Annotated in this window: 11 protein-coding genes; 7 read left to right on the top strand and 4 right to left on the bottom strand. The window is 44.4% G+C overall.

Annotated elements, in window-relative coordinates; genetic code table 11:
• Positions 1-72: 72 nt before the first annotated feature.
• On the bottom strand, positions 73-2937 hold the full coding sequence (locus tag DKT75_RS11760; protein WP_109823632.1) for an RICIN domain-containing protein: 2865 nt from the start codon (positions 2935-2937) through the stop codon (positions 73-75).
• Positions 2938-3139: 202 nt separating this feature from the next.
• Positions 3140-4336, bottom strand: a complete 1197-nt coding sequence (locus DKT75_RS11755; protein WP_158278853.1) for an MFS transporter — start codon at positions 4334-4336, stop codon at positions 3140-3142.
• A gap of 305 nt (positions 4337-4641) precedes the next feature.
• Between DKT75_RS11755 and DKT75_RS11750 the strand changes: the two genes are divergently transcribed.
• From DKT75_RS11750 to DKT75_RS11740, 3 genes are all read left to right on the top strand, one after another.
• Entirely contained in the window at positions 4642-5094 is a 453-nt protein-coding gene (locus DKT75_RS11750; RefSeq protein ID WP_109823630.1) for a hypothetical protein, read from the top strand.
• Positions 5095-5254: 160 nt separating this feature from the next.
• Positions 5255-6379 (top strand): YHYH protein, encoded by a 1125-nt coding sequence (locus DKT75_RS11745; RefSeq protein WP_109823629.1) that lies wholly within the window; start codon positions 5255-5257, stop codon positions 6377-6379.
• Between the two features lie 12 nt (positions 6380-6391).
• A complete protein-coding gene (locus tag DKT75_RS11740) occupies positions 6392-6766 on the top strand; it encodes a hypothetical protein (protein WP_109823628.1) in 375 nt (124 codons plus the stop codon).
• Positions 6767-6812: 46 nt separating this feature from the next.
• Here the strand turns inward: DKT75_RS11740 and DKT75_RS11735 are convergent, their stop codons facing one another.
• Complete coding sequence (locus DKT75_RS11735; protein ID WP_109823627.1) at positions 6813-7748, bottom strand: DMT family transporter; 936 nt, start codon at positions 7746-7748, stop codon at positions 6813-6815.
• A 609-nt stretch (positions 7749-8357) separates the two neighbouring features.
• Between DKT75_RS11735 and DKT75_RS11730 the strand changes: the two genes are divergently transcribed.
• From DKT75_RS11730 to DKT75_RS11720, 3 genes are all read left to right on the top strand, one after another.
• A complete protein-coding gene (locus DKT75_RS11730; RefSeq protein WP_109823626.1) occupies positions 8358-9419 on the top strand; it encodes an ABC transporter ATP-binding protein in 1062 nt (353 codons plus the stop codon).
• Positions 9419-10819 (top strand): D-arabinitol 4-dehydrogenase, encoded by a 1401-nt coding sequence (gene dalD, locus DKT75_RS11725; protein ID WP_109823625.1) that lies wholly within the window; start codon positions 9419-9421, stop codon positions 10817-10819. Before DKT75_RS11730 ends, dalD begins: the two co-directional genes overlap by 1 nt.
• Before the next feature lie 81 nt (positions 10820-10900).
• Positions 10901-11833 (top strand): helix-turn-helix domain-containing protein, encoded by a 933-nt coding sequence (locus tag DKT75_RS11720; protein WP_109823624.1) that lies wholly within the window; start codon positions 10901-10903, stop codon positions 11831-11833.
• Positions 11834-11852: 19 nt separating this feature from the next.
• Here the strand turns inward: DKT75_RS11720 and DKT75_RS11715 are convergent, their stop codons facing one another.
• Positions 11853-12680, bottom strand: coding sequence for a metallophosphoesterase family protein (locus DKT75_RS11715; RefSeq protein WP_109823623.1), 828 nt, complete (start codon positions 12678-12680; stop codon positions 11853-11855).
• Positions 12681-12942: 262 nt separating this feature from the next.
• Between DKT75_RS11715 and DKT75_RS11710 the strand changes: the two genes are divergently transcribed.
• Positions 12943-13563, top strand: coding sequence for a DUF4360 domain-containing protein (locus tag DKT75_RS11710; RefSeq protein WP_109823622.1), 621 nt, complete (start codon positions 12943-12945; stop codon positions 13561-13563).
• The last annotated feature ends 149 nt before the right edge of the window (positions 13564-13712 follow it).

The following is a 13712-nucleotide window of genomic DNA, read 5'->3' as shown; positions in this document are numbered from 1 at the left end:
TATCGCTAATTGTAAAAAAGCCCCTAGCGTTTAGCTAGGGGCTTGCTTATGCCTTTTAATTTAACGAACTCATTAGTTTGCCAAAACAACATTCCACAACTGCGGGCCATGGTTCGCTATAAAGTCCCAAACAATCGCGTTCGCATTTACCAAACCTTCTTCTCTATCTAAGCCTTTGGTAGGGCAATGCACTGGTCTAAAGTTATAGCTAGAACCACTGGTTGTGATGAGCCACTTCTGATTATCTGCTGTCCCAGTATCACCACCGTTAATAGCGCCTAAACCTGTACCACAGAAACTATTAGCTACTTGTAGGTACTTATTAGAGTAAACGTTTTTAATGGTGTACTCGCCACCGCCTAGGTGTGTAATGTCCCACTTCTGATCGTCCCAGACACCAGTACCAACCATACGTGCATCGAAGTTATTCCACTCTGGCGCTAACAAACGCTGACCAAATGATGGAGACTCAATCCAATAGCGACCATCTGCAATAGCGCCTGGCTCTACCACTACAGAGTTACTGGTTGATGCTAGTTTCCATAGCTGCGGCACATGATTATCTTCTGAGTTCCAGACAATGGCGTTGGCATTTACAAAGCCACCTTCACGGTCAAGACTCTTGGTTAAACAGTGCGCTGGCTTTAGCGTGTAGTTCGTACCGCTTTGATAGATGCGCCACTGTTGATTGGCGCTAGCACTAGTCGCAGACCCTGAGATACTACCTAAACCATCCGCACAGAACGAGCCTGTTACTTGTAAGTACTGCTGGTGGTAAGTGTTTTGAATGGTGTGAACACCATCGCCAAGGTGCTTAACAATCCACTTTTGATCTGACCACTCTGCTGAATCAACCATGCGAGGAATGAAGTTACTCCACTCTGGTAGCGTTAAACGCTGCCCTTGAATCGGTGATTCCAACCAGTACTCACCATCTGGCATAACAACACCATCACCTGTTGGTGGCTCTACCACTGGCGTTGTGCTTAGCGCGTTTAACTTCCATAGCTGAGGTGCGTGATTGGGTGCATAGTCCCAGACAATCGCGCTGGCATTTAACAGATCTTGCTCTCTATCCAAGCCTTTGGTTTTACAATGTTGTGGACGGAAGCTGTAGTTGCCACTTGCCCCTTGGGTAATGATCCAGCGTTGGTTTTTAGAGGCTGAAGTATCTGACCCAACAATGTAATCAAAACCTTCTGTGCCACAAAATGCGTTATTTACTTCAAGGTACTTTTGAGTTGCGACGTTTTGAACGGTATACACTAACCCGCCTAGGTGCTCGATATCCCAATGCTGGTCTGTCCAGTCACCTGCGCCTACCATACGTGCTTGAAAGTTATTCCACTCAGGTGCGCCCAAACGCTGTGCGCTGGTTGGTGATTCTATTTCATAAAGACCATTTGCCAGTGTTGGTGCAACATCCGCACTACCGACTTTTATAGTTTGAGAAACACTCGGTGTACCTGCTGCATTAAGCGCAAACAACATGTAATTACCCGGAGGTGCGACATTACGACTCGGCATATTCACTTGGTAGTTGGTTGCCGATATACGTGTAAATGTCACTGGTACTCTTCGCTGTTCGTTATTGACACTGTGCGTTGCTGAGTTTGCACGTACCAGAGCAAAGGCGGTAACTGCTGAGTTGGTCTGTACCGTGATATTACTATTATAAGCAGCGGTGTCTGGCGCTTGAGTAATCACTGGGCGAGTCGCCAAAGTATCTGTGCCATTAACGTATAAATACGGTGGCGAGAAGATCTCAACATCTGGATGGTTCACTGCACAACCTGCACATAAACCACCACCGCCGACGAGCACACGTCCATCATTCAGTAGTATCGACACACTATGATAAGTACGCGGCTTTACCATGGCTGCGGTTTGCGTCCATGCTTGAGTACTAGGATTCCAAATTTCACCGACTAGTACAGCATCTTCATCTGAAAAACCAATCGGTGCTGTCATACCACCAGAAACAAATACCTCACCACTCGGTAACACGACCGAATTATGAAAGGCGCGCGAGTAAGCCATGTCTTGGACTTGCTGCACAACAGCCGTATCATTATTAATGTCAATGGTGTAGCTACTTTTGGTTGCAGGATACTGTCCCGGAAGCCCGTCATACGCTTGCGCGCCACCTGTTTTCAAGATTTTCCCCGCGTCATACATCACGGTTGTGCCATTCATGGAGTAAGGGTCATTACCTCGCGTGCCCGCTGCTGTCACAGTTCCATCACCTGCAAAGTCTACCCAGTGCATATTGCTGCTTGGCCCTGCGTGAAACACTTTGCCATTGGGAGCAGCCCATAACCATGCGTGGTTATCATCACGAAACTCGCCAGCAGGATCAGGCGAACCATCACGCACAGTATCGATAGATTTGATCGCAGGGTAAGGAATCCAACCTGCTTCTAGCGTCCAACGCTCTGCATTTTTATTACCTGCTTGGTCACTCCACGAACCACCCAGCGTCAGCAACGAACCATCAGTTAAGGTCACGTTTCCTTGATAACCTCGTACGGTATTCATCGGGTCGCCAGTCGCCCATGCGCCAGTTGCTGGGTCATAGATGCTAGTTTTTTCGTTACCCGAACCACCGGCAACGAGTATGCGGCCATCCGGTAAATTATTAATCCCTGGGCAGAACATATCGTGATTGGTGTATGAGATGAGCGCTTCGGTCGAGGTGCCGTTATAAGGGTCAAATATTGCGGTGTAGGTACGTCCCGTCACTCCACCAAATGCATTCCTATCTTTAGCCGCCCACGTCAGCACATTACCATTGGGCAAGTTAGCGACGGCAACTGGGATAATGGGCATATCGATGACCGCTGACCAACTGCCTGTATCTGAGTTGGCCGCGTAGACATTTGCTGATAACAGCAAGGGGATGATTAATAATGACCGCTCTATAACACCGTGTTTCATACCCAAATTACCCCTGATTTTAATAGTCTTGGGCACTATTACCTAAAGCACTTAAGATGAAACCTAGTTAATTTATGAGCGGATATTAGTTCAGGATAAGTGGTCTTCAAGACAAGAGAACAGAAACAAACAGGCATAAATTTAAGCATAAATACAAATTTAACACGCTTATTATTAACAAGAGAATTAGCCTTCTATGGGCTTAGTTCTCAGTATTTTTCGCGCCTTTTTGTTGCCCACGATTCGCTTGCCAACTAGATACACTCATAATCGCAGCAATCCCCATAAACACGGGAAGTACACCTGCAGCCGCGGTTACTGCACCACAGGTCGCAGTACCTAACAGACCAGCCAAGTTCCCTGTCATTATTCGCAAGCCAGATGCTTCACCCGACTTATTAGAGCTAACCGTACGAAGTAACAGGTTAAGTACGTTGGGGTGGCCTACACCCGCCGAAAGACCAAATGCCAAGCTCAAGACCGTTAGTAAAAAAAGGCTGTCAGCAAACGGTAATAGGAAGAACACTACAGCCGCTAAAGCACATGAAATACATAGCGTACGCCACTCAGTACTTTTACGAGATAACCAAGGTAATAAGGCGCGAACTATAAAGGTGCCTGCTGCAAAGAATGACAACACTAAACCAATGGCTGATGCTGAGTAACCTCGCTCAGAACCTAGCACTGGGATCATAAACCCAAAGCAATCCCACGCTAAATACACTGCCATCGACAATAAATAGATGCGGCGCAAGGCAGGATCTTTAACAACGTCCTGCACAATGTTAGAACGCTTTGAGTCTTTCGCAGTACGCACACCCTCAAGAATACTGGCGCGGAATGACCAAAACAGACCACCACCCACAATCAATGCCAAACAAGCATAAGCAATCGAGAAGTTGCCGTTATCAATTAACAAGCCTACAAATGATGGCCCAAGCACTGCGGACACGGCCGTTCCCATTTGTAGCCATCCGAACAGAGCCGTTCTATCGGCATCTTGCGCTACTTTCATTTGGGACACTGAAACATGCGCTGACAAAATGTAGCCACCAAAGCCCAAACCACTAAGTGCTGCGCACATTAATATAGACACTAGCGATAAGTGAAGTGCGGGTAACAACAGCCCCAATACAATGGTTATAAGGCTTAAGCGCATAATAAGACGTGGCCCTACTCGGTCAACCCATTGCCCGATATACAACGACAATAAGGCAGGCATTAAACTGTATAGCCCGTAAGTCAGACCGGCAACCAACTCAGAGTGACCTTCTTGAAGTACATATAAAGAAGATGCAACACGCCCACCTGACAGGGTGACGTGTGCCAGTAGCGAGATCATCACTAATGAAATGATTTGAGGGTTAATGCGCGAGAAGGTGCGGCTGAGGTTGATCATAATATAGAGTCTGTGTTTTGCGGTTTTAAAACAGGTATACCGATATACTAACAGTAATGCATAGCAGTAAATGCTGCAATCCATTAAATCTATATTTTTCACATAGCCGAGTTTGGACACTCATAAATCTTGATTAAAAACATAACGCTAGAGTTTTTATTCCTTTGAACTTACTGGGTGAGCAGTTACTTAGCTCATTGTTCTATGTAAGGAATGTGTAAAGAGTGAACCTATTTTATGAGCCTCTGCGCTTTTATAGATACAAGCACAAAAAATGCACTCATAAAATTACACGGAGTTTCATCATGTTTAAGAAAATCGCTTTGACAACAATCGCCGCTTCTACTTTACTAATCAGCATGCAGGCAAGTGCATACAGCAAGCACGAGTCTAGTGTTAATCAAGAGCAGCGCGAGCAAGCTACAATGATTAAGCAAGGTATTAAGACCTGTGCAATTACGCCTTCTGAAGCAAGCAAGTTGAAAAGTACTCAACAGCGTATTGCTAAATTAGAGCATAAGTTTAAAGCTAACGGCCTCTCTAAGTGGGAACGTAAAACACTTCAAGACAAGCTTCATGCAGCACGTGTTGATATTAATAAAATGACAAAAAACCGTTCAACTTGTCGTACTGATCGCCACTCGCAAGGACGCAAGCATGGTGCATCACAAGACCGTCATAATGGTTCAAACAACTATGGCCAGCGTAGCAGTAACAGCAGAGGCTCTATCGCTGTAACAGTTCGTAACGTTTTCTAAAGTTTACTTCGTTGAAGTAGTTTAAGTAGGCGGCCTTCGGGTCGCCGTTTTTTGTTTGTGGATATAGAAAAACTAAATTATTAACAATTCTCCATAGTTACTTCACAATTGGTAGGTACGATACTTTAATAAATTATTATAACTATTAGGTCTATCATCTATGCGAATTTCAAATTACCGATCTCTAGTTGGCGTCGTTGCTTTCAGTTTGTTTGCCCTCGGCGGCTGCGTGTCAGAGTCGTCATCAGACGATACAACGGACTCAACAACAGAGTCTTCTACTACTGATAGCTCAACAGATACCGATACCGACACATCTACTGATACGACAACAGACTCGTCTACCGATACAACAACTGATACTTCTTCAGACATCGTATTAGGCGCATTAGACCCAACTATGTTTGTTGATGGTGCATTCACATCAAACGAGATTGTTGACTGTACGTTGAGTGATGGTACCGAGACTCAGTGTTATGAGATTGTCACAACGGGGACGCCAGCTGAGCAAACACCGGGTCCTTTCTGTCCAAGATCAACGACGGATAATGACCCAGCTGATGTCGGTATTTGGTTTGATGAGTCAGGTACTGACGGTATCGTAGACTTAACGGGTAACTACATTATGGACTTAGCAGTCACTTATAATGATAGTAACTGGAAGCTTTACGACGAGAATACACTCGAAGTATTTGTTACCGAGACTCTCGAGTCTTGTGACGGTGCTGCACAGCCAAATGTTGAAGATGAGTTTAAACAACATTGCGTAGAGTGCTCAATGGATTACCTTGCTGACCTTGATGTGACAGCAACATACCTTATCCCTGTCACGCCTCAAGTTGCTGATACCACAGGTAGTGTTTCTCAAGTAGGTGTTGCACTAAATGGTACTGAGCTATCTGCGCCTGCGCCAGTTGATGACATCTTAGGTAACTACACAATTGCGGCATTTGACGATTGTGGTGGTCATATTAATCTACACCAAGGTTATCACTACCATGCTGCTGCAGGCGGTTGTGCTGAAGTCGGTACTCAAGACGACGGCCACGCAGCACTACTTGGATACGCACTAGATGGTTACGGTATCTATGGTATGAGAGATGAAAATGGTGACGAAGCAACGGGACTTGATGAGTGTCGTGGTGAAGAAGATGACGTTCGTGGTTATCACTACCATGCTGCAAGCCCAGGCGAGAACTTGTTCATTGGTTGTTTCCACGGTAAGACCGTTGCATCAGATACCGATGCAGGTGGCCCTCCAGCGGGTGGCCCACCAAACCAATAATAGGTACTTACCATGAAATTTCAATGCACTTTAGTAAAGAAGTTACTTGTGCTGTCAGCATTTACTTTGCTGTTACCTGCTAGCTACTCCTACGCACATTCTGGCTCAACGGGTAATGAGCCATGGAAAGCGTGTACTGCTAAGCAAAAGTCGCAAGCCTGTGAATATACAGGTGCTCATGATGAGCGATATATTGGTACTTGCCAGTCTATTTCGTTACACATGATGTGTGTTAGGAACCAACCTATCATTCAGTCGACAAATAAGCATGACACTCAAATTGAAGCCAAGACTATGGTCAAAGCAACGGTTGAAGCTAAAGTAGAAGTGAAGGTAAAAGAAGTACCTGAAGCACCGGAAGGTGCAGTAAAAGATTCATCGAAATAAGATGATATAAGAATGGCGCGGTTTTATTAAACCGCGCCATATATGACTACTTCTTACCTAAAATCGACACCCCACCCATCACCAGCAACATTCCACCAAGGTGATACCAGCCAAACGCCTCATCAAGCAACAACACCGCCAAGATAATCGTAAATACCGGCCCTGCCGTCCCCACAATACTCGCCTTCGCTGGTCCAATCCGCGCAATCGCCTCGCTCACCATAAAGCTTGGAATTAGCGTACTAAAGATCGCTAGCAAAAATACATACACCCACGCCATATTGGTAATCGCAAACAAGTCATCAATACTATGTCCTGTCACGGCAAAGTGAATAAACGCATAAATAGCCGACGCCAACATGGCCATACTCGTAAATAAGCGGCTTCCTAGCTGACTTATATAAGACTTACTAAACACGATATAACAAGAAAAGCTCAGTGCTGAGCCTAAGACTAGCAACACACCTAAGGTAACATCTGCACCTTCAAGGCTAGCCTCGTGCAAATACAACAGCATAATACCTGCATAACTCACCACCAGTGCCAGCACAATCCGCTTAGTAATCACGTCTTTCAAAAACAACCAACCCAATATCGTCGTCATCAAAGGATATGTATATAAAGTCAGACGCTCCAATTGCGCGGTGATGTGATTAAGCCCTTCTATATCTAAGAACGATGCTAAGTAGTAACCAAAAAAGCCCAAGCCAAACACCGTTAGCCATTGCTGAACTGTCGGTAGTGGTTTGCGATCTTGGTTTTTAGTGAACAGCCAAAACATCATGCCGAGGTAAAACGGGAGTGCCACTAACATTCTTAGTGTCATCAGCGTGGAAGTATCCACACCTTCTTGAAAGGCCATTTTTATAAAGATGGATTTCATTGCAAACAAACCTGTACCAGCGGCAGCCAGTAGTAAGCCTGTGCGTACATAGCGTGTTTGTTTGATGTCTGCCTGATTATTCACGGCTGGGTCTCGCATGTTGGTGCTCCGAAGTGGGCTGCGAGTATACCGGATGTTTACCTATTAATGGCCCGGGTTATCCCCGCAGCCAAGTAATCATTAATAAATATCAATCCCTGACCGCTCTTTTTTTTCACAGAGAAGCCACCAGATTTTTCTGATTTGAGTATTTGTTAATGTTAGGTAAGTAAACATGTGCATTAATATAACTCCCTTAACCAAATGTATACAAGGCGTTTATTTAACCTAACCTCAAATCCATATTATAAGTCTGCAAGAGCGTATTACTGGGAGTACGTATCAGGTGCTACTATAATTCATGCAATCAACATTAAATTTGGCGATTGATACATTAGAGTATCATTGTTGATTGCTTGTGAAAATATCGGAGGAAATAGTATGAAACACATAAGTCTAATGACTATCCTGACTGATAGTTTATTGATACTTAAAACACGTTATCGCACCAAAATAGCCCGTACCTCTATGACAAGCTTTTACTCTATATTTGTATTCAGTTCGCTGCTGCCCCTGAATCTCAAACCCTTGTTTTCACCTTTTGGCGGTCTCTCGACCCGAAAAACGTAAAGCAATTAAACCTCTAAGTAATTATTGGGATTCAATGAAATGGCATTTTTAGAACTGAACAATGTAGAGAAATATTATGACGATATGCAAGCAGTCAAAGGCGTTGATCTAAAAATAGAACAAGGCGAGTTCATTGTATTTGTCGGCCCTTCAGGCTCAGGCAAGTCGACGTTACTTAATATGGTTGCAGGCCTAGAAGAGATTAGTGGCGGCAATATCGTTTTAGATAATACAAATATCGCAACCTTAGAGTCATCGAAGCGTGACCTAGCAATGGTATCTCAGTCATTCGACTTATACTCGCACATGACTGTCCAAGAAAACATGTCATTTGCACTACGTTTAGCCAAAATGCCTGAACAAGAAATCGAAGAAAAGGTTGCATTGGCCGCAGATAAATTAGACCTAGTTTCCCTACTTAAACGTCTGCCAAGACAGTTATCAGGTGGTCAAAAACAGCGTGTTGCCATTGGCCGCGCATTCGTCAAAATACCCAAATTATTTCTATTTGATGAGCCATTATCAAATTTAGACGCCTCTCTACGAGGACAAATTCGTGTAGAAATAGCATCACTTAACCGTGACCTTTCTGCAACGACGCTCTACGTAACCAATGACCAGACGGAAGCAATGACGCTGGCAGATCGCGTAGTGGTACTAAAAGACGGCGAGATCCAACAAGTTGGAACTCCCAAAGAACTATACGAGCACCCTGCGAATCGCTTTGTAGCTCAGTTCATTGGTATGCCGCAAGTAAACATTTTACCCGTACATTTGAATATCTTGCCGATACATTACCAAAAAGGCGTTACGCCTAAAGGTGCTTGTCAGCTTGGCATTCGCCCAGAACACTTATCTGTGACCGAGTACACACCTGACCTGTTAAAAGGTTATGTGGAGTTCGTCGAACCTTTAGGCAGCGAGTCACTTATTCATGTGAACCTTGCTGGCGATAAAAAGGGCCCTGTAGTTATCAGACAACACGAGCGTTGCAACTGGCAAGCGGGCGATGTTGTATCGGTAGTATGGGACAACTCACGTATTCACTTTTTCAACAATGATGGTCAAACACTAAAATTAGCCTCATCAGGAGCACTTTAATGAGCACAGTCGACAACGGTTTAATCCAACTACACTTAGGCGTCGGTTCTTTTCACCGAGCACACCAAGCCGTTTATATGCAAAATTTGCACGAAGCTGGTGACGAATCTTGGCACCTTGTTGGCGGAAACATCCGTCCTGACATGGAAGATACGATCAATACGCTAAAAGCGCAGAAGGGTGAATATCACCTTGAAACTGTCAGCCCTGCTGGTGAGCGTCAGTATCAAAAGATCGCTTCAATCAAAACCTTGGTTGAATGGGACGCAAAACTAGCTGGTCTGATAGAGTTTGCGGTTAACCCAAATACTCGTATCATTTCTTTCACCGTGACTGAAGCTGGTTATTACCTAGATGAGCATCACAACCTAGATCCAAAGCTTGCGGATATTAAAAGTGACTTAGCGGGCGACACTCGCTGCACTATTTATGGTGCAATGTCAGCACTTCTGTCTGCACGTATGAAGAGTAAAGCAGGCCCTGTGACACTCATGAACTGCGATAACTTACGCAGTAATGGCCACCGTTTTTACGGCGGTTTGATTCAGTACCTTCAGTTAAGCGGTGAAGCTGAGTTACTTGAGTGGGTTGAGAACAATACGTCTGCACCTGACTCTATGGTTGATCGCATTACGCCGCGTCCAACGCCTGAAGTGGTTGCTCGTGTTTCTGGCGTGGTCGGTGTACTTGATCAAGCAGCGCTTATGTCTGAGACATTCATTCAGTGGGTTGTTGAAGATAAGTTTATCGCAGGTCGTCCAAGCTGGCAGAATGTCGGTGTTGAGATGGTCGCTGACGTTATGCCGTATGAAGAAGCTAAGATTCGCTTACTGAATGCGACGCATAGCTGTATTGCTTGGGCAGGCACACTGCGCGGTTACCAGTTCATTCATGAAGGCGCACAAGATCCTGTCGTTCGTCAGCTTGCGTATAACTATGTGACTGATGACGTTATGCCTTGCCTAGACAGCGAAGAGCACCCTAGCCCGCTTAACCTTGCGGACTACCGTGACGTAGTACTTGAGCGTTTTAGTAACCCTAACGTTGAAGATACTAACCAACGTGTAGTGATGGATGGTTACTCTAAGATTCCTGGCTTTATCTTACCAACAATCAGCGAAGCACTTGCTGCTGGCCGTAGTATTGATGCCGTTGCGATTCTACCTGCTCTGTTCTTGGCATTTATTAAGATTCAACAGCGTGGTAAGTTGGCTTATACTTATCAGGATGCTGCAATGCCGGCTGATAACCCACAGCGCTACTGCAATGCTGAAGACAGCATCTTGAGCTTCGCTTCTGAGCCATTATTGTTTGGTCAGTTAGCTGGAAACGTGGAGCTGGTAGCCGCACTGAGACTTGCTGAAGCACAGGTAAATAATTTAGTAAAAATTGAGCTATAATGGGAATCGCTCAATGAAACAGTAAAATGATATTGCGCTCTATGTCATAAGGCATGGAGCGCGGTATTAATAGGAGGTTATATGGTGCAGCTAGCGCAAACAGCGAAAAATAAAGCGCTCATTCCGGAACTGGAACGAGACTTTCAAAGAAACCCTGAGCTTGGTTACGAGCCAGAAGGGTCGTTTGGTTACATTCGTTGTTTATCGCATGGTGCACCTAACCCACTGATTCGTTGGCACTTCCATGAAGAGTACGAACTTCATCTGATACTAGAGACTAGTGGAAAGATGTTTGTCGGTGATTACATTGGTCGCTTCGAGCCGGGTAACTTGGTGCTGACTGGGCCACGCTTACCGCACAACTGGATATCGACTGACATGCCTGAAGGTGGCGTGGAAGCACGTGACCTCGCTATGCAATTTACTGACGAACCTATCAAAAATGCTAGTAAATTAATTCCTGAATTACGTGATGCATTACCGTTATTGGAGCGTGCAAAACACGGTATTGAGTTTGATAACATCACTCAGGAAGCGCACGACAGTATGAAGAAGATTCAAGAAAGCTCTGGCTTAGAGCGCTTCTCTGAATTTATCAGTCTGTTGTCTGCATTGGCTAATCACTCAGAGTATCGACTACTCTCTAGTGTACAGCTGCAAAGTTTTGATGACGATGCGACCCTACAGCAAATCAGTGAAGTGGTTGATTACATCTCTGAGAACTATTCCACACCCTTTACGATGGCCGAAATAGCGGAGAACTTTCACATGAATGAAAGTCGATTCTCTCGCTACTTTAGACGTGCCACAGGTAATACTTTTACTGACTTTGTAAACCGTTTACGCATTAACCGCTCTTGCCAGTTACTCATGGAAACGGATCAGTACATCAGTACCATTTGTTATAAGGTCGGCTTTAATAACGTGGCCAACTTCAACCGACGCTTTATGGAAGTCAAAGGCATGACGCCAAGTGAATTCCGTCGTCAAGGTGCTGCCCGCTTCGGTGGCTAAGCGCAAACAAGCACAGGCCTTATAAACGCTGTATTCCTTTTGTTTCAGTGTCTACCTCATAAAACGGTACATTAACGTCGTGCACGCAGTTTCCAAACACCTGAACGATATCTATACCATGCTTGCCCTCCTGATCTTGCAGGCGCTTCTCTACATGGTTGTGTCCGAATAATAAAATATCGACCTTATTCGCCATCATTTGATGAAGACGTTGGCGGTCATGCAGCTGCATGGCACGAAAGCGGAAGTTAAAGTAAAACGGATGATGGTGCATATATAGAACAACAGTTGAGTTTGGGCTCTTCTGTTTAATCTTCTTAATCGCGACATCTAACTTATCTAGCTGAGGCGCACCCAACCAGCCTGATGCGGTAAAGCTTGAAAGAAAGCGAGACCACCAACTCAAACGAAACACTCCCTGCATCGTATCTAGGCCGATAAAGTAGACGTCATCAAACTTATTAACGATTGGGAAGTTCCACTGACCACCCTGTATATTCTGAAAGCCACTGTCATTGTCAGACTTTCGCGTGGTGAACTGTATGGCAAAGCGGCTATATCGCTGGCGTGCGTCGTAGTCATCAGTCAAACCTTGCTGGCCGTAGTCATGGTTACCTGGACACATAAGGACTTGGAAACCTGCCGAGTGAAGCTTATTCATAAACTTCTCAGCTTGCTGATACTGCTCTGCTTGACCGTCGTGAACGAAGTCTCCGGTGATTAATATCAGCGGTTTCTCTCTAAGTTGAGCGTATTTTTTTATAATTTTGTTAAAAAGCTTCTCTACCAACGCATCTCGTGTCGAATTTTCTCCAACGTGTAAATCACTAATGTGTACAAACTTCATACTGCCTCCAAGCTATTGATTTTCCTAATCCTAGTTCCTTTATACAGCACTTGTGAGGTAGTTATCTACTCACCCTGTTCAACTTTATTTCACCTTTTTTTAATTTATTTTAAAAATATATGAGCCACTTTTTTGTTCGTTGACGCTTTACAAAACAACAGCAGCAAAAACATAACAACACAAAATGTTACCGCCGCTAAACAAAAAACATATTAATCATCTACTTGATAAATAAAACATTAATTGAATTAGGGACAACATCATGAAAAACACAATTACTTCATTATTCGCAACTTCAGTTCTAGCTTTAATCGCTTCACAAGCAGCAGTTGCTGGCCAAAATCTTGGTGGCGTTACCATCGAAAAAGTAGGTTATGCAGGTAACGGTTGCCCAGGTGGTTCGGCTTCAGTTGTTCTTGCTCCTGATAAGCAAAGTGTTTCAGTTTTGTTTGATGACTACATCGCTGAAGCAGGTGGTCAAGGTCAACGTACTTTTGATCGTAAGAAGTGTGATATCGCATTCGGTCTAAAAATTCCAAACGGCATCTCAGTAGCAATGATCGACGCTGACTACCGTGGCTTTGCTGACCTACCAAGTAGAGCACGTGCAACATTCTCACGTACTTACTTCTTTGCTGGTGAGCGTGGTCCAAGCCTTACTAAGAACTTCCGTGGCTCTACAAGTGATGACTTCATTGTTAAAGATCGTATGGGTGTAATGGCTAACGTATGGTCAGCATGTGGTGAAGATGTAATCCTTCGATCTAAGACAGCTGCGACAGTACGTACTCAACGTGGTCACGAAGCACTAATGATGGTTGACTCAGCGGATCTTAAAACTAAAACAACATTCCGTTACAACTTCCGTTACAGAGCTTGTTAATAACATAACAAGCAGGTCAAGCTAGACCTCTATAAAAACGTGCTCATCGCAAGGTGAGTGCGTTTTTTTATGTTCGTCACTTTTATTTTAAAATATTGATTTAATTATAATAATTAAAAATAAATGACCTTTTATCTGACGACTTAACG

Source organism: Leucothrix arctica, from assembly GCF_003172895.1.
In the GTDB taxonomy this organism is placed as follows: Bacteria; Pseudomonadota; Gammaproteobacteria; order Thiotrichales; family Thiotrichaceae; genus Leucothrix; species Leucothrix arctica.
This window is presented reverse-complemented; position numbering and strand designations above follow the sequence as displayed.